24 protein-coding genes are annotated in these 23,167 nt (G+C 70.1%); 19 read left to right on the forward strand and 5 right to left on the reverse strand.

Going from position 1 to position 23,167, the window contains the following annotated elements; genetic code table 11:
- Positions 1-44: 44 nt before the first annotated feature.
- From ACFW16_RS02235 to ACFW16_RS02265, 7 genes are all read left to right on the forward strand, one after another.
- On the forward strand, positions 45-269 hold the full coding sequence (locus ACFW16_RS02235) for a F0F1 ATP synthase subunit C (protein ID WP_026873218.1): 225 nt from the start codon (positions 45-47) through the stop codon (positions 267-269).
- Positions 270-337: 68 nt separating this feature from the next.
- Positions 338-829, forward strand: a complete 492-nt coding sequence (locus tag ACFW16_RS02240; RefSeq protein ID WP_380301420.1) for a F0F1 ATP synthase subunit B' — start codon at positions 338-340, stop codon at positions 827-829.
- Positions 826-1,425 (forward strand): F0F1 ATP synthase subunit B, encoded by a 600-nt coding sequence (locus ACFW16_RS02245; protein WP_380301422.1) that lies wholly within the window; start codon positions 826-828, stop codon positions 1,423-1,425. Before ACFW16_RS02240 ends, ACFW16_RS02245 begins: the two co-directional genes overlap by 4 nt.
- Before the next feature lie 106 nt (positions 1,426-1,531).
- Complete coding sequence (gene lepA, locus ACFW16_RS02250; protein WP_380301424.1) at positions 1,532-3,340, forward strand: translation elongation factor 4; 1,809 nt, start codon at positions 1,532-1,534, stop codon at positions 3,338-3,340.
- 88 nt (positions 3,341-3,428) lie between these two features.
- Positions 3,429-3,740, forward strand: a complete 312-nt coding sequence (locus tag ACFW16_RS02255; protein WP_380301426.1) for a hypothetical protein — start codon at positions 3,429-3,431, stop codon at positions 3,738-3,740.
- A gap of 91 nt (positions 3,741-3,831) precedes the next feature.
- Positions 3,832-4,803 carry an MBL fold metallo-hydrolase gene (locus ACFW16_RS02260; protein ID WP_380301428.1) on the forward strand — a complete coding sequence of 324 codons (972 nt, stop codon included), beginning with the start codon at positions 3,832-3,834 and terminating at the stop codon, positions 4,801-4,803.
- Between the two features lie 122 nt (positions 4,804-4,925).
- A complete protein-coding gene (locus ACFW16_RS02265; RefSeq protein ID WP_380301430.1) occupies positions 4,926-6,353 on the forward strand; it encodes an MFS transporter in 1,428 nt (475 codons plus the stop codon).
- Positions 6,354-6,357: 4 nt separating this feature from the next.
- Here the strand turns inward: ACFW16_RS02265 and ACFW16_RS02270 are convergent, their stop codons facing one another.
- The 4 genes from ACFW16_RS02270 to ACFW16_RS02285 are packed head-to-tail and all read right to left on the reverse strand — an operon-like array spanning position 6,358 to position 10,148.
- The gene (locus tag ACFW16_RS02270; RefSeq protein WP_380301432.1) at positions 6,358-7,428 is read right to left on the reverse strand and encodes a sulfate/molybdate ABC transporter ATP-binding protein; all 1,071 of its coding nucleotides are present in this window, start codon (positions 7,426-7,428) and stop codon (positions 6,358-6,360) included.
- Positions 7,428-8,318, reverse strand: coding sequence for a sulfate ABC transporter permease subunit CysW (gene cysW / locus ACFW16_RS02275; RefSeq protein WP_380301434.1), 891 nt, complete (start codon positions 8,316-8,318; stop codon positions 7,428-7,430). Before cysW ends, ACFW16_RS02270 begins: the two co-directional genes overlap by 1 nt.
- A complete protein-coding gene (gene cysT, locus ACFW16_RS02280) occupies positions 8,306-9,181 on the reverse strand; it encodes a sulfate ABC transporter permease subunit CysT (RefSeq protein ID WP_380301436.1) in 876 nt (291 codons plus the stop codon). The genes cysW and cysT overlap by 13 nt, the downstream gene beginning before the upstream one ends.
- Positions 9,144-10,148 (reverse strand): sulfate ABC transporter substrate-binding protein, encoded by a 1,005-nt coding sequence (locus ACFW16_RS02285; RefSeq protein WP_380301438.1) that lies wholly within the window; start codon positions 10,146-10,148, stop codon positions 9,144-9,146. Before ACFW16_RS02285 ends, cysT begins: the two co-directional genes overlap by 38 nt.
- Before the next feature lie 299 nt (positions 10,149-10,447).
- Here ACFW16_RS02285 and glpD point away from each other — a divergent pair, with 299 nt between their 5' ends.
- The 7 genes from glpD (at position 10,448) to ACFW16_RS02320 (ending at position 17,977) form a co-directional block, all read left to right on the forward strand.
- A complete protein-coding gene (glpD, locus tag ACFW16_RS02290) occupies positions 10,448-11,986 on the forward strand; it encodes a glycerol-3-phosphate dehydrogenase (RefSeq protein ID WP_380301440.1) in 1,539 nt (512 codons plus the stop codon).
- Complete coding sequence (locus ACFW16_RS02295) at positions 11,983-13,065, forward strand: ABC transporter ATP-binding protein (protein ID WP_380301441.1); 1,083 nt, start codon at positions 11,983-11,985, stop codon at positions 13,063-13,065. Before glpD ends, ACFW16_RS02295 begins: the two co-directional genes overlap by 4 nt.
- A gap of 3 nt (positions 13,066-13,068) precedes the next feature.
- Complete coding sequence (locus tag ACFW16_RS02300; protein ID WP_380301443.1) at positions 13,069-14,142, forward strand: ABC transporter ATP-binding protein; 1,074 nt, start codon at positions 13,069-13,071, stop codon at positions 14,140-14,142.
- Positions 14,143-14,144: 2 nt separating this feature from the next.
- Positions 14,145-15,017: a carbohydrate ABC transporter permease gene (locus tag ACFW16_RS02305; RefSeq protein ID WP_380301445.1), complete on the forward strand. Its 873-nt coding sequence runs from the start codon at positions 14,145-14,147 to the stop codon at positions 15,015-15,017.
- Positions 15,014-15,817, forward strand: a complete 804-nt coding sequence (locus ACFW16_RS02310; protein ID WP_380301447.1) for a carbohydrate ABC transporter permease — start codon at positions 15,014-15,016, stop codon at positions 15,815-15,817. Before ACFW16_RS02305 ends, ACFW16_RS02310 begins: the two co-directional genes overlap by 4 nt.
- 12 nt (positions 15,818-15,829) lie before the next feature.
- The gene (locus ACFW16_RS02315; RefSeq protein WP_380301449.1) at positions 15,830-16,108 is read left to right on the forward strand and encodes a DUF2160 domain-containing protein; all 279 of its coding nucleotides are present in this window, start codon (positions 15,830-15,832) and stop codon (positions 16,106-16,108) included.
- A gap of 69 nt (positions 16,109-16,177) precedes the next feature.
- Positions 16,178-17,977 carry an extracellular solute-binding protein gene (locus ACFW16_RS02320; RefSeq protein ID WP_380301451.1) on the forward strand — a complete coding sequence of 600 codons (1,800 nt, stop codon included), beginning with the start codon at positions 16,178-16,180 and terminating at the stop codon, positions 17,975-17,977.
- Positions 17,978-18,072: 95 nt separating this feature from the next.
- Here ACFW16_RS02320 and ACFW16_RS02325 read toward each other — a convergent pair whose 3' ends face one another.
- Entirely contained in the window at positions 18,073-19,452 is a 1,380-nt protein-coding gene (locus tag ACFW16_RS02325; protein ID WP_380301453.1) for an FAD/NAD(P)-binding protein, read from the reverse strand.
- A gap of 210 nt (positions 19,453-19,662) precedes the next feature.
- Between ACFW16_RS02325 and ACFW16_RS02330 the strand changes: the two genes are divergently transcribed.
- The 5 genes from ACFW16_RS02330 (at position 19,663) to ACFW16_RS02350 (ending at position 23,152) form a co-directional block, all read left to right on the forward strand.
- The gene (locus ACFW16_RS02330; RefSeq protein WP_380301454.1) at positions 19,663-20,109 is read left to right on the forward strand and encodes an OmpA family protein; all 447 of its coding nucleotides are present in this window, start codon (positions 19,663-19,665) and stop codon (positions 20,107-20,109) included.
- 48 nt (positions 20,110-20,157) lie between these two features.
- Positions 20,158-20,550: a Co2+/Mg2+ efflux protein ApaG gene (gene apaG / locus ACFW16_RS02335; RefSeq protein ID WP_380301456.1), complete on the forward strand. Its 393-nt coding sequence runs from the start codon at positions 20,158-20,160 to the stop codon at positions 20,548-20,550.
- 93 nt (positions 20,551-20,643) lie between these two features.
- Positions 20,644-21,285 (forward strand): GTP cyclohydrolase I FolE, encoded by a 642-nt coding sequence (gene folE / locus ACFW16_RS02340; protein ID WP_380301458.1) that lies wholly within the window; start codon positions 20,644-20,646, stop codon positions 21,283-21,285.
- Positions 21,286-21,446: 161 nt separating this feature from the next.
- Positions 21,447-22,745, forward strand: coding sequence for a hemolysin family protein (locus ACFW16_RS02345; protein ID WP_380301460.1), 1,299 nt, complete (start codon positions 21,447-21,449; stop codon positions 22,743-22,745).
- A gap of 173 nt (positions 22,746-22,918) precedes the next feature.
- Positions 22,919-23,152 (forward strand): type II toxin-antitoxin system Phd/YefM family antitoxin, encoded by a 234-nt coding sequence (locus ACFW16_RS02350; RefSeq protein ID WP_380301462.1) that lies wholly within the window; start codon positions 22,919-22,921, stop codon positions 23,150-23,152.
- Positions 23,153-23,167: the final 15 nt, after the last annotated feature.

Raw genomic sequence — 23,167 nt, forward strand, 5'->3', positions numbered from 1 at the left:
TTCCGGTCCAACCATCCAGAACCCACTCCACGAAGGAAGAGAAAATGGAACTCGAAGCTGCCAAGTTCATCGGCGCGGGCCTCGCTGCGATCGGCATGATCGGCGCCGGCATCGGCGTGGGCAACGTGTGGGCCAGCTACATCGGCGCGCTCGCCCGCAACCCGGCGGCCAAGGAAGAGATCGGCGCCAGCATCTGGATCGGCTTCGCCGTGACGGAAGCCATCGCGCTGTTCGCGCTGATCGTCGCGCTGATCGCGCTGTTCGCCTGACGATCTCGCTGCCTAACGTCATGGGCCGGCCGCAGCCTTGAGCGGCCTGGCCCGGCAGGGGGAGTCGGATGCCACAGTTCAATCCCGAGTGGTTTGCGTCGCAGCTGTTCTGGCTCGCGGTCGTCTTCATCGCTCTGTACTGGCTCTTGTCGCGCCGGCTGCTGCCGCGCCTGGCGGAGACGATCGACCAGCGCGCCGCGAAGATCGCCGGCGACCTGGAGCGGGCCGAGGCTGCGCGCGGCGAGACCGAGGCTGTCAGCCAGGCCTATGAAGCCGCGCTGGCCAAGGCCCGCGGCGAGGCCCAGGCCGCGATGGCCGCGGCGAATCAGGAGATCGCGGAGCTGACGGCGCGCCGTCAGGCCGCCTTCGCCGCCGAGCTGGCGACGCGGACCGCCGAGGCCGAGGCCCGGATCGGCAAGATCCGCGCCGACCTCAAGGCCGACGCCCGCGACATCGCCGCCGAGGTGGCCGGGGTGCTGGCCGCCAAGCTGACCGGCGCGGCGCCGGATCAGGCCGCGGTGACCGCCGCGGTCGACGGTGCGCTGGGAGGGGCCCGATGAGCGTTCTCGACATCATCGCGAACGAGGTCTTCATCGGCGCCGCCCACGCCCAGGACGCGGCCCATACCGACGCCGCGCTCGAGCATGTCGAGCATGCCGAGGCGGATTCGCACGGCGCGGTCGAATGGGTGCTGGCCGCGGCGCTGATCGTCCTGATCGTCCTGCTGGCGGTCAAGGCCCGCGGGGCCGTCCTCGGCGTGCTGGACAAGCGCACCGAGAAGGCCCGCGAGGATCTGGCCGAGGCGGAGCGGCTGCGCAGCGAGGCCGAGGGCTTTCTCGCCCAGGCGCAGGCACGCCAGCGCGAGGCGGCGGCCGAGGCCGCGGCGATCATCGAGCGCGCCAGGCACGATGCCCAGCGCCATCGCGAGAAGGCGGCGGTGGACATCGAGGAGGCGATGAAGCGGCGCGAGGCCATGGCGCTGGAGCGCATCGCCCAGGCCGAGGCCCAGGCCGTGGCCGAGGTGCGGTCGACCGCCGTCAACGTCGCCGTCTCGGCGGCCCGCGACCTGGTCGGCCGGCAGCTCGCCGCCGACCCGGCCAAGGGCTCGGCGCTGCTCGACGACGCGATCGCGGATCTCGGCGGCAAGCTGCACTGATCCCTGCCGTTGAACCGATACGGACGGGCCCGGTTTCGACCGGGCCCTTTCGCTTTGGGCCCGCTGCCCTTATGGTCCGGGCCGATCACGTCTCCAGGCGCACCCGATGAGCACTTCCCAGGACCATATCCGCAACTTCTCGATCATCGCCCATATCGACCACGGCAAATCGACCCTGGCGGACCGGCTGATCGAGCGCTGCGGCGGCATCGAGCAGCGCGAGATGAAGGCGCAGCTGCTCGATTCGATGGACATCGAGCGGGAGCGCGGCATCACCATCAAGGCGCAGACCGTGCGCCTGACCTATGCGGCCCGGAACGGCGGGACCTATCAGCTGAACCTGATGGACACGCCCGGCCATGTCGACTTCGCCTATGAGGTCAGCCGGTCGCTCGCCGCCTGCGAGGGCTCGCTCCTGGTGGTCGACGCCTCGCAGGGTGTCGAGGCGCAGACGCTCGCCAACGTCTATCAGGCGATCGACGCCAACCACGAGGTGGTGCCGGTCCTCAACAAGATCGACCTGCCCGCGGCCGAGCCCGACCGGGTGAAGCAGCAGATCGAGGACGTGATCGGCCTCGACGCGTCCGACGCCGTGCCGATCTCGGCCAAGACCGGCCTCGGCATCGACGAGGTGCTGGAGGCGATCGTCCACCGCCTGCCGCCGCCGAAGCAGGCCGACCCGGCCGCGCCGCTCAAGGCGCTGCTGATCGACAGCTGGTACGACCCCTATCTCGGCGTCGTCATCCTGGTGCGGGTGGTCGAGGGCACGCTGAAGGTCGGCCAGAAGGTCCGCTTCATGGCCACGGGCGCGGCGCGCGAGCTGGACCGCGTCGGCTACTTCACGCCCAAGGCGGTGCAGGTGCGCGAGCTCGGGCCCGGCGAGGTCGGCTTCGTCACCGCCGGGATCAAGGAGATCGTCGAGACCAAGGTCGGCGACACCATCACCGAGGATCGCCGCCCGGCCGCGGCGCCGCTGCCGGGCTTCAAGCCCTCGGTCCCGGTGGTCTGGTGCGGCCTGTTCCCGACCGATTCCGGCGATTTCGAGCGGCTGCGCGACAGCCTGGGCAAGCTCGCCCTGAACGACGCCAGCTTCCATTTCGAGGCCGAGACCTCGGCCGCGCTGGGCTTCGGCTTCCGCTGCGGCTTCCTGGGCCTCCTGCATCTCGAGATCATCCAGGAGCGGCTGGAGCGCGAGTTCGACCTCGACCTGATCACCACCGCGCCGTCGGTGGTCTACAAGCTGCACCTGACCGACGGGTCGGTGATGGACCTGCACAACCCGGCCGACATGCCGGACGTGATGAAGATCGAGCGGATCGACGAGCCCTGGATCAAGGCCACGATCATGCTGCCGGACGAGTATCTCGGCGGCATCCTGCAGCTGTGCACCGAGCGGCGCGGCGAGCAGATCGAGATGACCTATGTCGGCGGCCGGGCCATGCTGGTCTACCGCCTGCCGCTGAACGAGGTGGTGTTCGACTTCTACGACCGCCTCAAGTCGATCAGCCGCGGCTACGCCAGCTTCGACTACCAGATCGACAGCTACCGCGAAGGCGACCTGGTGAAGCTGTCGATCCTGGTGAACCAGGAGCCGGTCGACGCGCTGGCGATGATCGTCCACCGCAGCCAGGCCGACCGGCGCGGCCGGCACCTGTGCGAGCGGCTGAAGGACCTGATCCCGAAGCAGCTGTTCAAGATCGCCATCCAGGCGGCGATCGGCGGCAAGGTGATCGCCCGCGAATCGATCTCCGCCCTGCGCAAGGACGTGCTGGCCAAGTGCTATGGCGGCGACGTCAGCCGCAAGCGCAAGCTTCTGGACAAGCAGAAGGAGGGCAAGAAGCGGATGCGCCAGTTCGGCGAGGTCGAGATCCCGCAGAGCGCCTTCATCGCCGCGCTGAAGATGGGCGATCAGTAAGGCCTTTCGGCGGAACCGTTCTGCCGCCCCGCTGTTGCATTCAGGCATCCCTCGCGATGCGCGCCGCAACTCTCCGGGAGGGCCCGCCATGGCGACCGAGATCGAGCCGGTGATCGTCTATGAGGAGGACGGGCGGCAGAAGCTGTTCAGCCGCGCCGACGAGCTGGTGGACTGGCTCGGTTCCCTGTTCCAGGGCGTCTCCGACGACCACAGCGTCGAGCACGAGCGGGCAGGGCTGAAGCGCGAGGAGCTGCTCGGCCGGATCGACGCGGTGCTGAGGGACCTCAAGGCCGACATCGCCGCCGGCAAGCCGCGCCTCAGCCTGGCGACACGCACCGAGGCCGCCGGGCTGGTCGCCGCCTTCCGCACGGTGCACCCGCCCACCGGCAAGCTTCCCTGACTCGGCCCCGATTTGTTTCCGCTGCGTTCGCGCTGCGTTTCGGCTAGCCTCTCCGGCGCCAGTCCATCGCGACTCACCCGGAGACCCTGCCATGCCGCTCGACCGCCGCCGTTTCCTGGCCTCGGCCCTCGCCGCCCCGGCCGTGCCGCTGCTCGGTTCCCTGCCGCGCCCCGCCCTCGCCCGGGCGGTTCCGGCCGCCGGGCCGGTCCCCGGCCTCTACCGGTTCAAGGTCGGCGCCTTCGAGGTGACCAGCATCAATGACGGGATGCTGAACCTCGCCCTCGACCAGTTCCCCGCCGCCGACCGTGCCGGGGCCGAGGCGCTGCTGCAGCGCGCCTTCCAGCCGCCCGCGGCGATCCCGACCGCGGTCAACGCCTATCTGGTCAACACCGGCGACCGGCTGGTGCTGATCGACACCGGCACCGCCACGGCGATGGGGCCGGCGCTCGGCAAGGTCGGCGCCAACCTCGAGGCCGCCGGCATCGACCCCGCCGATATCGACCTGGTGGTGCTGACCCATATGCACCCGGACCACGTCAACGGCCTGATCGACCCCGCCGGCACCGCCGTCTTCGGCAAGGCGCATCTGGCGGTGGCCGAGGCGGAATACGCCTTCTGGACCGATGACGGCATCCTGTCCCGGGCCCCGGCCGGGGTGCAGCCCCTCTTCCACATGGCCCGGGCGGCGGTGAAGCCCTATGCCGGGCCGGATCGCCTCAGCCGCTTCGGCAAGGAGGCCGAGATCATCCCCGGCATCCGCGTCCTGGCCGCGCCGGGCCACACCCCCGGCCACAGCATGGTCGAGGTCACGTCCGGCACCGACCGGCTGCTGATCTGGGGCGACATCGTGCACGCCGCGTCGCTGCAATTCGCCAGGCCGGACTGGGCGATCAACTTCGACACCGACCAGCAGGCCGCGATCGCCAGCCGCAAGCGGGTGCTGGACCAGGTCGCTTCCGACCGGGTGCTGATCGCCGGCGCGCATCTCGCCTTCCCCGGCATCGGCCATGTCGGCCGGGCCGGCGAGGGCTACGAGTTCGTGCCCGCCTTCTGGCAGTCCTGAGGTCGGGGCAGGGCGGCGTCCGGATCCTGCGACCAATTGCGTCGTCCCGGCTGATACGCCACCGCTGCATTGGTGCGGCCTGACGCCGGCCGCGATGATGACGCCCATCGAAGAGGATCCCGATGGACGCGATCGCGAAGACTGCACGGGCGACGGTGTCGCCGGCGGACGGGCTGCCGGTGCCGCGCCGCTACGGCGCGGTGCTGACCCTGTCGATCGCCATCGCCATGGCGGTGCTGGACACCGCCATCGCCAACACCGCTTTGCCGACCATCGCCGCCGACCTGCAGGCCAGCCCGGCCGCCTCGGTCTGGGTGGTCAACGCCTACCAGCTGGCGGTGGTGGTGTCGCTGCTGCCGCTGGCGGCGCTGGGCGAGATCGTCGGCTACCGCGCCATCTACATCGCCGGCCTGGCCCTGTTCACCGTGGCCTCGCTGGTCTGCGCCGCCGCCTGGTCGCTGCCCAGCCTGACCGCGGCGCGGGTGCTGCAGGGCTTCGGCGCCAGCGGCATCATGAGCGTCAACGCGGCGCTGATCCGCTTCAGCTATCCCAGCCGCTCGCTCGGCCGCGGCATCGGCTTCAACACCCTGGTGGTGGCCGTGTCCTCGGCCCTCGGCCCCACGGTCGCCGCCGGCATCCTGTCGGTCGCGCCCTGGCCCTGGCTGTTCGCGGTCAACGTGCCGCTCGGCATCGTCGCGCTGATCGTCGCGGTGCCAACCCTGCCGCACACTGCGCGCTCGGGCCACCGCTTCGACGCCGTCAGCGCCATCCTCAACGCCGGCGCCTTCGGCCTCCTGATCGTCGCGATCGGCGAAGGCGCGCACCAGGCCGGGCCGCTGCAGATCGGGCTGGCCCTCGCCGCCGCCCTCGGCTTCGGCGTGGCGCTGGTGCGCCGGCAGGCCGCCCATCCGGCGCCGATGCTGCCGCTCGACCTGTTCCGGCGGCCGATCTTCGCCCTGTCGGCGGTCACCGCCGCCTGCTCCTTCGCCGCCCAGGGCCTGGCCTTCGTGGCGCTGCCCTTCTACTTCCAGACCACGCTGGGCCGCAGCGAGGTCGAGACCGGCCTCCTGATGACCCCCTGGCCGGTGGTGGTGGCGATCATGGCGCCGATCGCCGGCCGCCTGTCCGACCGCCACTCCGCCGGCCTGCTGGGCGGCATCGGCCTGTTCATCCTCTGCCTCGGCCTGGCGCTGCTGGCCCTGCTGCCGCCGGACCCGACGGTGTTCGACATCTGCTGGCGCATGGCGCTGTGCGGCTGGGGCTTCGGCTTCTTCCAGGCGCCGAACCAGAAGGCGCTGCTGGCCTCCGCGCCGCCGCACCGCGCCGGCGGCGCCAGCGGCATCGTCGCCCAGGCCCGGCTGATGGGGCAGACCATCGGCGCGGCGCTGGTGGCGCTGTGCTTCGGCCTGGCGGGTGGGCAGGGGCCGGCCCTGGCCCTGGCGCTGGGCGCCGGTTTCGCCGGCCTGGCCGGTATCGCCAGCTGGGCGCGCCTGCTGCCCGGCGACCCCGCCCGCCGGCCGCGGCCGGTCGAGCCGCGGGACCGGCGCTGAGGGACTACCGCTCCGCCGCGAACACGAAGGGCGGCGGCAGGCGCAGCGCCACCGGATCGCCGATCGACAGGGCCGGCAGGTCCGGGCTGTAGCGGTCGGCCTCGATCCGGATCGGGTCGGGCGACAGCGGCGTCTCCGCTTCCACCGTCACCGTGGTGGCGCTGTGCAGCACCCGCCGGGCGGTGCCGGCGACCAAGCCGTCGCCTGACGTCCCCGCCGGCAGCAGCCGGATGGCGCGCGGCCGGATGTCGGCGACGGCCCGGCTGCCGGCGGCCAGGCCGCGCGTATCGGCCGGCAGGCGCAGGCCGGCGATCTCCACCGCATCCGGCCCCGTGATCGTGCAGGGCAGGCGGTTGACGTCGCCGAGGAAGCTGGAGACGAAGGCGGTGGCAGGGTTGTCGACCAGCGCCGCCGGGTCGCCCTGCTGCTCGATCCGGCCGTCGCGCAGCACCACCACCCGGTCGGCCAGCTCCAGCGCCTCCTCCTGGTCGTGGGTGACGAACAGGCTGGTCAGGCCGGTGCGGTCGTGCAGCTCGCGCAGCCACACCCGCAGCTCCTTCCGCACCTTGGCGTCGAGCGCGCCGAACGGCTCGTCGAGCAGCAGCAGCTTGGGCTCGATCGCCAGCGCCCGGGCCAGGGCGACGCGCTGGCGCTGCCCGCCCGACAGCTGGCGCGGGAAGCGCCGCCCCAGGCCGGGCAGCTGGACCAGCTCCAGCAGCTCCTCGACCCGGCGCGCGATCTCGGCCTTGGCCGGGCGGGTGGCGCCGGGCCGCACCTGCAGGCCGAAGGCGATGTTGCCGAACACGGTCATGTGCCGGAACAGGGCGTAGTGCTGGAACACGAAGCCGATGCGGCGCTGGCGCGGCTTGACCGCGGCGATGTCGGCGCCGTCGACCAGGATCTGGCCGGCATCCGCGCGCTCCAGCCCCGCCACGATGCGCAAGAGCGTGGTCTTGCCCGAGCCGGAGGGGCCGAGCAGGGCGACGAAGGCGCGGTCCGGCACCTCCAGCTCGATGCCGTCGAGCGCGTAGACCGGGCCGAAGCGCTTGGTCAGGCCTTGGATGGCGATCGGCATCAGCTCTCCGCGGACTCTGTGCGGTCCGAGCGGAACCGCCATTCGAGCAGGGTCTTCAGCACCAGCGTCACCAGGGCCAGGCCGGCCAGCAGCGAGGCGACGGCGAAGGCGCCGACGAAATTGTACTCGTTGTAGAGGATCTCGACCTGCAGCGGCATGGTGTTGGTCTGGCCGCGGATATGGCCGGAGACGACCGAGACGGCGCCGAACTCGCCCATCGCCCGGGCGTTGCACAACAGCACGCCGTACAAGAGCGCCCATTTGACGTTGGGCAGCGTCACCCGGAAGAAGGTCTGCCAGCCGCTGGCGCCCAGCAGCACCGCGGCCTCCTCCTCATCCGTGCCCTGCTCCTGCATCAGCGGGATCAGCTCGCGCGCCACGAAGGGCAGGGTGACGAAGATGGTGGCGATGACCAGGCCGGTGACGGTGAAGATCACCCGGATGCCGTGCGCCTCCAGGAACGGGCCGAACCAGCCGTTGGCCCCGAACAGCAGCACGTAGATCAGGCCCGAGATCACCGGCGAGACCGAGAAGGGCAGGTCGACGAAGGTGGTCAGCAGGCTCTTGCCCGGGAACTCGAACTTGGCGATCGCCCAGGCGGTGGCCAGGCCGAACACGGTGTTCAGCGGCACGGCGATGGCGGCGACCGTCAGGGTCAGGCGGATCGCCGCCAGCGAATCCTCGCTGCCGATGCCCTCGAGATAGGCGTCGATGCCGCGGCGCAGCGCCTCGGTCAGCACCACCGCCAGCGGCAGCACCAGGAACAGGCCGAGGAAGACCACGGCGATGGCGATCAGGGCCAGGCGGATGCCGAACGGCTCCTCCCACGGCCTGTCGGCGGGCTTCAGCCGGGTGCGCGCGGCCGCCAGCGTGCGGGTCAGTCCGCCCATTTGCGGCTCCAGCGCTGCAGCAGGTTGATCACCAGGATGATGACGAAGGCGGCCAGCAGCATCACCGCGCCGATCGCGGCGGCGCCGGCATAGTCGTACTCCTCCAGCCGGATCACGATCAGCAGCGGCGCGATCTCGGACACGCCGGGAATGTTGCCGGCGATGAAGATGACCGAGCCGTATTCGCCGACCGCCCGGGCGAAGGCCAGGATGAAGCCGGTCAGGATCGCCGGCGACAAGAGCGGCAGCACCACCCGCCACACCACCTGCCACCGCCGGGCGCCGAGGGTGGCGGCGGCCTCCTCGATCTCGCGGTCCAGATCCTCCAGCACCGGCTCGACCGTGCGCACCACGAAAGGCAGCCCGATGAAGACCAGGGCGATGAAGATGCCGGGCGGCCCGAAGGCGGCCTTGATGCCGATCTGCATCAAGGGGCCGCCGAGCCATCCCTTGGGCGAGTAGAGGGCGGCGAGCGCGATGCCCGCCACCGCCGTCGGCAGGGCGAAGGGCAGGTCGATCAGCGCGTTCATCAGCGGCCGGCCCCAGAAGCGGTAGCGCGTCACCACCCAGGCGACCAGCGTGCCGAACACGACGTTCACCGCCGCCGCCGCCAGCGCCAGGCCGAAGCTGACCTTGAGCGCCGCCACGGTGCGTTCCGACGAGATCACCCGCCAGACGCCCTCGACCCCGAGCTCCCAGGGCCGGATCACCAGCGCCGCCAGCGGCAGCAGGACCAGCAGGGCCAGATAGGTGAGGGAGAAGCCGAGGGTCAGCCCGAATCCCGGCAGCACGCCGACATGGCGCGCCGCCGGGGGCGGGGTGTCTCTAGCCCTTTCGGTAGATCTGATCGAAGGTGCCGCCATCCGAGAAGTGTGCCTGCTGGGCCTTCTGCCAGCCACCGAAGACATCATCGATGGTGAACAGGTTGACGGCCGGGAAAGTGTCCTTGTACTTCGCCGCCACCTCCGCCGACCGCGGCCGGTAGAAGTTCCTGGCGGCCAGCTCCTGCCCCTCGGGCGAGTACAGGAACTCGAGATAGGCCTGGGCCACGGCGCGGGTGCCGCGGGCGTCGACCACCTTGTCGACCACCGCGACCGTCGGCTCGGCCAGGATCGAGACCGAGGGCACGACGATGTCGAACTCGTCGGGGCCCAGCTCCTTCACCGCCAGGAAGGCCTCGTTCTCCCAGGCGATCAGCACGTCGCCGATGCCGCGCTGGACGAAGGTGGTGGTCGAGCCGCGGGCGCCGGTGTCCAGCACCGGGACATTGGCGAAGATCTTCTGCACGAAGTCCTTGGCCGTCTGGTCGCTGCCGCCGGGCTGCTTCAGGGCGTAGCCCCAGGCGGCGAGGTAGTTCCAGCGCGCCCCGCCCGAGGTCTTCGGGTTCGGGGTGATCACCTGGACGCCCTCCTTGGCCAGGTCGGGCCAGTCCTTGATCCCCAGCGGGTTGCCCTTGCGCACCAGGAACACGATGGTCGAGGTGTAGGGCGCGCTGTTGTCGGGCAGCCGCGTCTGCCAGGCCTTGTCGATCAGCCCCCTGTTGGCGATCGCGTCGACGTCGTAGGCCAGCGCCAGGGTGACGACGTCGGCCTGCAGCCCGTCGATCACCGAGCGCGCCTGGGCGCCGGAGCCGCCATGCGAAGCCTCGATGGTGAGAGTGTCGCCGGTCTTCGCCTTCCACTGCTCGGCAAAGGCGGCGTTGACCTGCTTGTACAGCTCGCGCGTCGGGTCGTAGGAGACGTTGAGCAGCTTGATGTCGGCCGCATGCGCCGTGGCCGCAGCCAGCGCGATGGCCGCCGCGGCCAGCAGCCGAGTGGTCATGAACCGCATGACTCGACCTCCGATGTCCGGTTGGTTGGTGGTGTGGCGGCGTCGCGCCCAGTAAGGCGGGGAACCGCGACGAACGCAATCTCTATTTCACATAAAATATCAATAGATCCTGATCAAATTTGAACATGCAAAAGTTGTCAATATGGCGTTCGTCTTCTTCGCTTTCGCACATGCGAAGGGCGATCTCGGACGAAATCCTGCGCATTCTCCGCGAATTCCGATTGCATCGGAACGGGGCCGCAGGCAGATTTTCGTTTTCGAAGATCAAAGCGGCGCGGCCGCAAACAGAGGCAGGAAACGTGGCTGAGGTGCTGTACGACCTCCTGGTCATCGGCGGCGGCGTCAACGGCGTCGGCATCGCGCGCGACGCGGCCGGGCGCGGCCTGTCCGTCCTGCTCTGCGAGAAGGCCGACCTGGCCGGGGCCACCTCCTCGGCCTCGACCAAGCTGATCCATGGCGGCCTGCGCTATCTCGAATATTACGAGTTCCGCCTGGTCCGCGAGGCGCTGATGGAGCGCGAGGTGCTGCTGCGCGCGGCGCCGCACATCATCTGGCCGCTGCGATTCGTGCTGCCGCACGACCGGTCGATGCGGCCGGCCTGGATGGTCCGGCTGGGCCTGTTCCTGTACGATCATCTCGGCGGCCGCAAGACGCTGCCGGCCAGCCACGGGCTCAAGCTGCGCGACGGCGCCATCGGCCGGGTGCTGCGGCCGCATCTGACGCGCGGTTTCGAATATTCCGACTGCTGGGTCGACGACGCCCGCATGGTGGCGCTGGCGGCGCTGGACGCGAAGGAGCGCGGCGCCGAGATCCTGACCCGCACCGAATGCGTCGAGGCCAGGCGCGAGGCCGGCCGCTGGACCGCGACGCTCCGTAGTGTCGACGGGGGCGCCGCCGACGGCAGCGAGCGGCAGGTCGCGGCCCGCGGCCTGGTCAATGCCGGCGGCCCCTGGGTCAAGCATGTGCTGAACGACACCGTCGGCCTGCCGGGCGCCTCCAGCGTGCGGCTGGTCAAGGGCAGCCATATCGTCGTGCCGCGGCTGTATGACGGGCCCGAGGCCTTCATCCTGCAGAACGCCGACCGGCGCATCGTCTTCGTCATTCCCTATGAGGGCAAGTTCTCGCTGATCGGCACCACCGACCTCGACTACCAGGGCGACCCGGCCGGCGTCGGCATCACGCCGGAGGAGACGGCCTATCTGTGCGAGGCGGTCGGCCGCTGCTTCGCCGACGGCCCGACCCCGGACGACGTGGTCTGGAGCTATGCCGGCGTGCGGCCGCTGTACGACGACGGCTCGTCCAGCGCGTCCGAGGCGACGCGCGACTACGTGCTGGAGCTGGACGCATCGGAGGGCCAGGCGCCGGCCCTGTCGGTGTTCGGCGGCAAGATCACCACCTTCCGCCGCCTGTCCGAGCATGCGCTGGAGAAGCTGGCGCCGGTCATGGGTATCAAGGGCGCGCCCTGGACGGCGGCCGCGCATCTTCCCGGCGGCGACATCCCGGACGCAGATTTCGAGGGCTTCCTGGCCAAGCTGCGCGCCGCCCGGCCCTGGCTGCCGGAACCGTTGGCGCGACGCCTGGCCCGCGCCTACGGCACCCGGGTCGACCGGCTGCTGGGCGAGGCCGCCAGCCTGGAGGATCTCGGCCGCGACTTCGGCGCCGGGCTGACCGAGGCCGAGCTCGACTACCTGGCCGACCAGGAATGGGCGCGCACCGCCGAGGACGTGCTGTGGCGCCGGTCCAAGCTGGGGCTGCACATCCCGGCCGAGGCGCAGGACGCGATCGCCGACTGGCTCAGGGCCCGCAACTCCCGCCCCGAGGAAAGGGCCGCATCGTGACGCTGGCGCTCGAAAGCGTGACCCGGGACGTCGGGGCGGAGACCCACATCCATCCGCTCGACCTGGCGCTGGAGCCCGGCACGCTGACCGTGCTGCTGGGCCGCACCCAGGCCGGCAAGACCACGCTGATGCGGCTGATGGCGGGGCTGGAGCGGCCGAGCCGCGGCCGCGTCCTGGCCGACGGCCGCGACGTCACCGGCGTCTCGGTGCGCAACCGCGACGTCGCCATGGTCTACCAGCAGTTCATCAACTATCCGTCGAAGACGGTCTACGACAACATCGCCTCGCCGCTGCGCCTCAAGGGCCTCGGCCGGGCCGAGATCGACCGCCGGGTGCGCGAGACCGCGGCGATGCTGCGGATCGACCGGTTCCTGGAGCGGCTGCCGGGCGAGCTGTCGGGCGGCCAGCAGCAGCGCACCGCGATCGCCCGCGCCCTGGTCAAGGATGCCGGGCTGCTGCTGCTGGACGAGCCGCTGGTCAATCTCGACTACAAGCTGCGCGAGGAGCTGCGGGCCGAGCTGTCGGAGATCTTCCGCCGCGGCAAGGCGATCGTGGTCTACGCCACCACCGAGCCGGCGGAGGCGCTGATCCTGGGCGGCCGCACCGCGGTGCTGGACGAGGGCCGGCTGCTGCAGGAAGGGCCGACGGTCGAGGTGTTCCAGCACCCGGCCTCGACCCGGGTGGCCGAGGCGTTCAGCGACCCGCCGATGAATCTCGGCCCCGCCGAGGTGACGGACGGGGCCTTGCGCCTGATCGACGGCGTCGCCGTGCCGCTGGCCGGGCACCTGGCCGGGCTGGCGGCGGGACCCTGCACCGTCGGGGTGCGGCCGGGCCACATCCGCCTCGGCGCTGCAGGCGCGGGCGAGGCCTCGGTGACCACCCGGGTCGAGCTGGCGGAAATCAGCGGCTCCGAGACCTATGTCCATTTCCATTTCGGCGACCGGCCCTGGGTGGCGCAGCAGGCCGGGGTGCACAAGCATCCGCTGGGCGAGCCGGTGACGATCGCGGTCGACCCTGCCCGGATCTACGTCTTCGACCCGGCCGGGCGGCTCGCCGCCGCCCCGGCCCGGACCAGGTGAAGCATGGCCCGCATCGAGCTCAAGTCCCTGGCGCACAGCTACAGGCCGAACCCGGCGGATCCGGCGGATTATGCGCTGCGGCCGATGGACATGGTCTGGCAGAGCGGCCGGGCCTACGCCCTGCTGGGGCCGTCCGGCTGCGGCAAGACCACGCTGCTGAACATCATTTCGGGCCTGGTGACGCCGAGCCGGGGCCAGATCCTGTTCGACGGCCGCGACGTCACCCAGGCGTCGCCGGAGCAGCGCAACATCGCCCAGGTGTTCCAGTTCCCGGTGGTCTACGACACCATGACGGTGGCGGAGAACCTGGCCTTCCCCTTGCGCAACCGCAAGCTGCCGAAGCAGGAGATCGACGCCCGCGTGGCCGAGGTCGCGGCGATGCTGGAGCTGACGCCGGTCTTGAAGCGCCGCGCCCGCGGCCTGGATGCCGACCAGAAGCAGAAGATCTCGCTCGGCCGCGGCCTGGTGCGGAAGGACGTCGCCGCCATCCTGTTCGACGAGCCGCTGACGGTGATCGACCCGCACCTCAAATGGCAGCTCCGGCGCAAGCTGAAGCAGGTGCACGAGCAGGTGCGGACCAGCCTGATCTACGTCACCCACGACCAGCTCGAGGCGCTGACCTTCGCCGACGAGGTGATCGTGATGTATGACGGCCAGGTGGTGCAGCTCGGCACCCCGCAGGCGCTGTTCGAGCGGCCGGCCCACACCTTCGTCGGCTACTTCATCGGCAGCCCGGGCATCAACCTGCTGCCCTGCACCGTCGACCAGGGCGCGGCGGTGGTCGACGGCGCCCGGATCCCGCTGTCGGACTCGGCGCTCGCCGGGATCGAAAAGGCCACGGGCAAGCTCGAGCTCGGCATCCGGCCGGAGTTCCTGGAGATCGCCGACAGCGGCGTCCCGGCGGCGGTGACCGCGGTCGAGGATCTCGGCACCCATCTGATCGTCACGCTCCGCCTCGGCGCCGCGACGGTGAAGGCCAAGCTGGCCGAGGGCCGCGGCGTCCCGGCCGACACCGCGCATCTGCGCTTCCCGCCGGAGCGCACCCTTCTCTACGCCGACGGCAGGCTGGTGGGCTGATCATGGACAAGACTCCCAACAACGCCGCCTGGTTCCTGGTCGTCCCGGTCGTGCTGCTGGTCGCGTTCAGCGCCATCATCCCGCTGATGACGGTCGTGAACTACTCGGTGCAGGATATCTTCGGCCCCGGCCAGGGCGTCTTCGTCGGCACCGAATGGTTCGAGCAGGTGCTGCAGGACGATCGGCTGCAGGCGGCGCTCGGCCGCCAGCTGATCTTCAGCTTCTGCGTGCTGGCGATCGAGATCCCGCTCGGCGTGCTTGTGGCGCTGTGCATGCCCGCGCGGGGCTGGGCCGTGTCCGTCACCCTGGTGGTGCTGGCGCTGCCGCTGCTGATTCCCTGGAACGTGGTCGGCACCATCTGGCAGATCTTCGCCCGGCCCGACATCGGCCTGGCCGGCGTGCTGATCAACCGCCTGGGCCTCGACTACAACTACACCGGCGACCCGTTCGACGCCTGGATCACCGTGCTGGTGATGGACATCTGGCACTGGACGTCGCTGGTCGCGCTGCTGGGCTATGCCGGGCTGCGCTCGATCCCCGACGCCTTCTATCAGGCGGCGCGGATCGACGGCGCCTCGCGCTGGGCGGTGTTCCGCTACATCCAGCTGCCGAAGATGTCGGGCGTGCTGCTGATCGCGGTGCTGCTGCGCTTCATGGACAGCTTCATGATCTACACCGAGCCCTTCGTCCTGACCGGCGGCGGGCCCGGCAACGCCACCACCTTCCTGAGCCAGGAGCTGACCAAGATGGCGGTCGGCCAGTTCGACCTGGGGCCCGCCGCGGCGTTCTCGATCATCTACTTCCTGATCATCCTGTTGTTCTCCTGGCTGTTCTACACGGTCATCACCAACATCGGGAAAGCCGACGCGTCATGAACCGCCGCACCCGGGCCGTCATCCTGATCCTGTACATGCTGTTCCTGCTGCTGCCGATCTACTGGCTGGTCAGCATGTCGCTGAAGGAGAACCGCGAGATCCTGTCCGGGTTCACGCTGTTCCCGCAGACCCTGACCTTCGCCAACTACGCCACCATCTTCACCGACCAGTCCTGGTATTCCGGCTACATCCATTCGATCACCTATGTGCTGATGAACATGGCGCTCTCGGTGCTGGTGGCGCTGCCGGCGGCCTATGCGTTCAGCCGGTACCGCTTCGTCGGCGACCGGCACATGTTCTTCTGGCTGCTGTCGAACCGGATGTCGCCGCCGGCGGTGTTCCTGCTGCCCTTCTTCCAGCTCTATTCCGCCTTCGGGCTGATCGACACGCCCTACGCCGTGGCGCTGGCGCACTGCCTGTTCAACGTGCCGCTGGCGGTCTGGATCCTCGAGGGCTTCATGTCCGGCGTGCCGAAGGAGATCGACGAGACCGCCTATATCGACGGCTACTCCTTCCCGCGCTTCTTCCTGACCATCTTCGTGCCGCTGATCCGCGGCGGCATCGGCGTCACCGCCTTCTTCTGCTTCATGTTCTCCTGGGTCGAGCTGCTCTTGGCCCGGACCCTGACCTCGGTCGAGGCCAAGCCGATCGCCGCCACCATGACCCGCACGGTCAGCGCCGCCGGCATGGACTGGTCGCTCCTGGCCGCCGCCGGCGTGCTGACCATCGTGCCCGGCGCGATCGTGATCTGGTTCGTCCGCAACTACATCGCCAAGGGCTTCGCCCTGGGCCGGGTGTGAGGAGGCCGCGCCATGACCTTGGACTGGATGGCCTGGACGCCGCCCACCGCCTGGTTCTTCTGCGGCATCGCGGCGCTGCTGGCGGCGATGACGCTGTGGCAGTTCGTGTCGCCCTCGGTGCCCCGGCGCGGCGTCCTGCCGCTTGTCACCACCCGCGGCGACCGGCTGTTCATCGGCCTGCTCGGCGCCGCCTACATCCATCTCGCCTGGATCGGGCTGGCTTCGGGCAGCCTCTGGTACGGCTTCGCGATCGCCGTGGCTTGGATGATCGCGGTGATGCGGTTCGGATGAGCTGACGCAGGTCCGGACCGGCCCCGGCCAACGGGGCGGTTTCAACATCTGTCTAGACGGGGAGAGATCATGACCAAGATGCTGCACGGGCCGGGCGGGTTCCCGGTCCACCGCCGGGACCTGCTGCGCGGCGCCTCCGCCCTCGGCGCCGGTATCGCTTTGACGGGCGCCCTGCCGGGCTTCGCCCGCCGGGCCTTCGCCCAGGGCGCCGAACAGCTGACGGCCAACGCCAGGAAGTGGATCGACACCGAGTTCCAGCCTTCGACGCTGTCCAAGGACGAGCAGCTGAAGGAGATGGAGTTCTTCATCAAGGCGGCCGAGCCGTTCCGCGGCATGGACATCAACGTGGTGTCGGAGACGATCACCACCCATGAATACGAGGCCAAGACGCTGGCCCGCGCCTTCTCCGAGATCACCGGCATCAACCTGAAGCACGACCTGATCCAGGAAGGCGACGTGATCGAGAAGCTGCAGACCCAGATGCAGTCCGGCCAGAACATCTACGACGCCTACGTCAACGACAGCGACCTGATCGGCACGCATTTCCGCTACGGCCAGGCGGTGCCGCTGTCCGACTTCATGTCCGGCGACGGCAAGGATTTCACCCTGCCGACGCTCGACGTCGACGACTTCATGGGCAAGAGCTTCACCACCGGCCCGGACGGCAAGCTGTACCAGATCCCGGACCAGCAGTTCGCGAACCTGTACTGGTTCCGCTACGACTGGTTCACCGACCCGAAGCTGCAGGAGCAGTTCAAGGCGGCGTACGGCTACGACCTGGGCGTGCCGCTGAACTGGTCGGCCTATGAGGACATCGCCGACTTCTTCACCAACAAGGTGAAGGAAATCAACGGCGTCCGCGTCTGGGGCCATATGGATTACGGCAAGAAGGACCCGTCGCTGGGCTGGCGCTTCACCGATGCCTGGCTGTCGATGGCCGGCGGCGGCGACAAGGGCATCCCGAACGGCCTGCCGGTCGACGAATGGGGCATCCGGGTCGAGGGCTGCCGCCCCGCCGGCTCCAGCGTCACCCGCGGCGGCGACGTCAACGGCCCGGCGGCGGTGTACGCGCTGACCAAGTACATCGAGTGGCTGAAGAAGTACGCCCCGCCCGAGGCCGCCGGCATGACCTTCTCCGAGGCCGGGCCGGTGCCGGGCCAGGGCAACATCGCCCAGCAGATCTTCTGGTACACCGCCTTCACCGCCGATCTGGCCAAGCCCGGCCTGCCGGTGGTGAACGAGGACGGCACGCCGAAATGGCGCATGGCGCCTTCGCCGCACGGCCCGTACTGGGAAGAGGGGATGAAGCTGGGCTACCAGGATTGCGGCTCCTGGACCCTCTTGAAGAGCACCCCGAAGGAGCGGCAGCAGGCGGCCTGGCTGTACGCCCAGTTCTGCATCTGCAAGTCGACGTCGCTGAAGAAGCTGCAGGTCGGCCTGACCCCGATCCGCGACAGCGACATCCGCTCCAAGGCGATGGACGAGATGGCGCCGAAGCTGGGCGGGCTGGTCGAGTTCTACCGCAGCCCGGCGCGCGTCGCCTGGACCCCGACGGGCACCAACGTCCCCGACTATCCGCGGCTGGCGCAGCTGTGGTGGCAGAACGTGGCCGAGGCGGTCACGGGCGAGGTCACGCCGCAGCAGGCGATGGACAACCTGGCCAAGCAGCAGGATCAGGTGCTGGCGCGGCTGGAGCGGGCCGGCAATCTCGGCGATTGCGGGCCGAAGCTGAACGAGGAGAAGGACGCCCAGTACTGGTACGACCAGCCCGGCGCGCCGAAGCCGAAGCTGGAGAACGAGAAGGAGAAAGGCCAGACCGTGGCCTATGACAGCCTGCTGCAGGCCTGGAAGGAAGGGAAGGTGCGGTAAGGCACCGCCGGTCGTAGGTTGGGTTCGCCGCAAGGCGAACCCAACATCCCGACGCCGGCACGATGTTGGGTTCGCTTCCGCGAACCCAACCTACGCTATATCCCCGGGTCGAATCCCGGCTTGGCGGGGGGCGGGACGGTGTCGCCCTTCAGGATCGCCGCCGCCACCTCGGCGCATTGCTTGCGGATGTCGGGCACCGCCGTGATCTCCCAGAAGGCGCCGCGGGTCGGCGGGCCGAGCGCGTAGAGCCGGGGCGAGGGCTGGCCGTCATGGCCGATCAGACGCCCCACGGCGTCGACATCGAGGCCGAGGCGCAGCCGGTCCGGCCGCGCCGCGCCGCCGGCGATCAGCGACCGCAGCAGCGGGTCGTCGGTGCGCGCCGGGTCGGTCTCCGGTCCGCTGGCCAGGACTAGGCGGCAGATCTCCCGGGTCTCGTCCGCCGCAGCGCCGCGCCGGCGCAGCGTCACCGCCAGCCCATCCCCGATCGTCGTGACCGTCCGCAGCCGCCCGGCCAGCACCTGCAGCTGGCCCGAGGCGATCATCGCCCCGACCCGGTCGGCGATGGCCGGGGCCACCCGGTGCCGGTGCACGTCCCACCAGGGCCGCAGATGGCGCAGGAAGCGTCCGGCCTCCACCTCGTCCCAGCCCCGCCACAGCGCCTGGGTGAAGGGCCGCAGCCCGTCGATCACCGCCCGCCAGTCGCCGCCCGCGGCCTCCGCCTCCCGGCAGAGGGCGCGGATCCGGCGCAGCACCGCCAGCGCCGGCCGGCCGACGAACTCGGCGGAGTCGAGCGCCGCCGGCTTGCTGGCGACGTCGCGATGCGGCCGGGGCAGGAGGCCGCGCCGTGACAGCGCCAGGATACGGCCGCGATGCTCCTGCGCCGCCAAGCCGGCGGCGATGTCGATCATGGTCAGGCCGGTGCCGAGGATCAGCACGGTCTCGTCCGGCAGGATCGAGGGCAGGCAGGCATCCTCCGGCCCGACCAGGATCCGTCCCGGCGCATCCGGCAGCGGCACGGGGGCCGAAGGCGGCGCGTTGCCGGTGCACAGCGCCGCGATGTCGGCCGGCTCGGTCCGGCCGGAGGCGAGGCGCACCGTCACCCCGGTCGGATCGCGGTCCAGCCCCACCGCGCCGTCCGCCAGCATGGTCAGGCCGCCGGGGAAGTCGCGGCCGGCGGCAGCCAGTGTCTCGCCGAGATAGTCGCCGTAGAACCGGCGCGGCAGGTAGGGCTCGTCGCCGGCGCCATGCGCCCGGGCCCAGCTCTGGAAATCCTCCGGCTGGTCCGGGAAGGCACTCATATTCGCGGTCCGCACATTCAGCAGATGCGCCGGATGCGGCGTGCCATAGGCCATGCCGCGGCCGGGCGGGCCGCCGCGCTCGATCAGCACGACCTTCGCCGCCCCGGCCGAGCGGCGCAGGAGCTGGACCGCGAGCAGGCAGCCGGTGAACCCGGCCCCGATGATGGCGATGCGCATGATCCTCCAGCCGCTGCTTCGTCGGGCGGCATGGTAGCCACCTCCATCCGCTCCGGCCAACCGCCGGATCGAAGCGAGGCGGGAATGCCGCCTCGCCGTTGCCGTCACCTCGCCCTATGCTGCGGGCGGGACGGAGACGGGACGACGGGGACGATGCGGTTCGTTGCGGTGCTGATATGCGCGGCTCTGGCAGGCTTGGCGGCCGGGTGCGTGCCGTCGCGCGACAAGATCGAGCTGCCCGATTCGGTGCCGGTGGACCGGGCGCTTTCGGCCGATATCCGCTATGTCTTCTTCCTGCCCGGCAAGGCCGGGCTGGCCCCGGACGGCACGGCCGCCATCGCCGCCGTGGTGGTCGAGGACGCCCGGCGCCGCGCCAAGGGGCCGGCGCCGCGCCTGATCGTCACCGGCCACGCCGATGCCGGCGGCGACTCGGCGGCGGCGCAGCGCCTGTCGCTGCGGCGGGCCAGGCTGGTGGCGGAGCGGCTGAAGGCAGCCGGGATCGCGGCGGGGCGGATCACGGTCGCCGGCGCCGGCGCGGCCGATCCGCTGCTGCCGGCGCCGCCGGGGCAGGCGGAACCGGCCAATGACCGGGTCGAAATCGGATTCGAATCCCCGACGGCGTCGCGATTGGACGCGACGCTGCAGCGTCCCATATAGTCTGATCGGGAGTCCCGGCGCGACGGCGCCCGCCAGCGGATCGACGAGATGTACACTGCGGAAACCCGGGCGATCGAGGTGTCGGTCGAACCGACCTATCTCGAGGACCAGTCCTCGCCCGACGAGAACCACTACGTCTGGGCCTATCATGTCCGCATCGCCAATCACGGGCGCGAGCGGGTGCAGCTGCGCAGCCGCTACTGGCGGATCACCGACGAGTACGGCCGGGTGCAGGAGGTGCGCGGCCCCGGCGTCGTCGGGGTCGAGCCGGTGATCGAGCCCGGCAAGGACTTCCGGTACACCAGCGGGGCGCCGATCGCCACGCCGTCCGGCATCATGGTCGGCACCTATCAGATGGAGACTCCGTCGGGTGAGCGTTTCGACGTGGCGATCCCGGCCTTTTCGCTGGACAGCCCGCATCGTACGATCCGGCTGAACTGACGTGACAGACCACTTTCCTAGATTCGCAGCCCCGGTCCGGGCCGCAGCGCCGAATCGCACCGCCAACGACAATCGCCCGGAGATGCCGGCATCATGACCCGCAACCCCTTCACCCCCGTGGCGGCCAACGCCGCAGCGCAGCAGCATGCGCGCGCGGTCGAGCAGCGCCCGAGCCGCTCCGAGGCCGAGGAAGCGGTGCGCGTGCTGCTGCGCTGGGCCGGCGAGGATGTCGCCCGCGAGGGCCTGCGCGACACGCCGAAGCGGGTGGTGAAGGCCTATGAGGAATTCTTCCGCGGCTACGACCAGGATCCTGTCGAGCTCCTGTCCCGCACCTTCGAGGAGGTCGAGGGCTACGACGAGATGGTGCTGCTGCGCGACATCGACTTCGAGTCGCATTGCGAGCACCACATGGTGCCGATCATCGGCAAGGCGCATGTCGCCTATCTGCCGGACCGCCGGGTGGTCGGCATCTCCAAGCTGGCGCGGGTGGTCGACGCCTATGCCAAGCGGCTGCAGATCCAGGAGCGGCTGACGGCGCAGATCGCCTCGGCGATCGACCAGGTGCTGAAGCCGCGCGGCGTGGCGGTGATGGTGTCGTCGCAGCACCATTGCATGACCACGCGCGGGGTGCACAAGCACGGCACCCAGATGGTGACCAGCTGCATGGTCGGCGCCTTCCGCGACGATCCGCAGCTGCGCCGCGAGTTCCAGATGATGATCGGGATGCCGGTGTAACCCACGCTGATCCGGGCAGATTTGACCCCCGCCGACCGCGGCCCATCCAATCATGACGGCCATGAAGGTGGACGCGGGGGCGCCCGACCGGCTATCTCAACCGGCATTATGCCAGCTTCCCATAGCGAAGAGACGGACGAACCTCCGTCTAGAAGCCGCCGATGATCGTCGAAATCGTCATCGTCGTGGCCCTCATCCTGCTCAACGCCTTTTTCGCGATGTCGGAACTGGCGCTGGTCTCCGCCCGCCGCGTCCGGCTCCAGGGCATGGCCGAACAGGGCCATCGCGGCGCCCGCGCCGCCCTCGCCCTGGCCGAGGACCCGAACCGCCTCCTGTCCACCGTGCAGGTCGGCATCACCCTGGTCGGCATCTTCGCCGGCGCCTTCGGCGGCGCCACCCTGTCGGTGCCGGTGCGCGAGTGGCTCGCGACCCTGCCGGTGGTCGGGCCCTGGGCCGACGGGCTGTCCTTCGCCCTGGTGGTGGTCGCCATCACCTATTTCTCGCTGATCGTCGGCGAGCTGGTGCCGAAGCGGATCGCGCTGAACCACGCCGAGGGCATCGCCGCCCGCGTCGCCCGCCCGATGCAGATGGTGGCCGCGGTCGGCGCCCCCATCGTCTGGCTGCTGCAGCGCTCGACCGAGCTGGTGCTGCGCCTGCTCGGCGTCTCCTCCGTCCCCGCCCAGACGGTGACGGAGGAGGAGGTGAAGTCGCTGATCGCCGAGGGCACCGAGGCCGGCGTCTTCGTCGAGGCCGAGCGCGAGATGATCGACGGCGTGCTGCGCCTGGCCGACCGGTCGGTGCGCTCGATCATGACGCCGCGGCACGAGATGGTCTGGGTCGACCTCGAGGACAGCCCGGACGAGATCCGCAGGACCATCGCCGAAAGCGGCTGCAGCCGGTTCCCGGTGGCGCGCGGCGAGCTCGACGAGCTCGAGGGCGTGATCCAGACCAAGGACCTGCTCGACCGCCTGCTGCAGGGCGGCCCGTTCGACGTGGCCGAGACCATGCGGCCGCCGCTGGTGGTGCCGGACGGCACGCCCGCCCTGAAGCTGCTGCAGACCTTCCGCAGCGCGCCGATCCACCTCGCCGTGGTGGTCGACGAATACGGCAGCGTCGAGGGGCTGGTGACGCCGAGCGACATCCTGTCGGCGATCGCCGGCGAGGTCGGCGACCTGACCATCGATTCCGCCGGCTACTCGATCGTGCGTCGCGACGACGGCAGCTGGCTGGTCGACGCGATGACGCCGATCGACGAGGTCGAGCGGCTGCTGCGCCTGCGCGGCCTGCGCTCGGAGGACGACGACTACCACACCCTTGCCGGCTTCGTGCTCTGGCACCTCGGCCACATGCCCAAGGTGGCGGAGAGCTTCGTCGAGAACGGCGTGCGCTACGAGGTCATCGACCTCGACGGCAACCGCATCGACAAGGTGCTGGTCAAGGTGGACCAGACGGAGCCGTAGGGAGCCTCAGAGTCACTTTCTGTCATTGCCGGGCTTGTCCCGGCAATCCAGAGAATGTCGACAGTCTCTGGATGCCCGGGTCAAGCCCGGGCATGACAAACAGGGACAAAGGTGGTCCTCTCTCTCTTGCCGCGGATGCAAGTCCGGCCAAGCACCAGCCGATGGAGCATGCGATGCAAGTGACCGTCTCCACCGCCAGGGCCAATCTATCCAAGCTCATCGACGCAGCATTGTCGGGCGAGGATGTGGTGATTGCCAGGCGAGGCAGGCCGGTGGCCAAGCTGATTCCGGTTCCGCACAGGAAGTTCCGCATCGGCTTCCTGTCCGACCAGCTCAGCGGCTCGGTGCCGAATTTCTTCGAACCGATGGGCGAGAATGACCTCTCAGCCTGGGAAGGCGGCAGGTAGCGGCGACATCGCCGT

Origin of the sequence: Inquilinus sp. NPDC058860 (assembly GCF_042743185.1) — a bacterium.
In the GTDB taxonomy this organism is placed as follows: Bacteria; Pseudomonadota; Alphaproteobacteria; order DSM-16000; family Inquilinaceae; genus Inquilinus.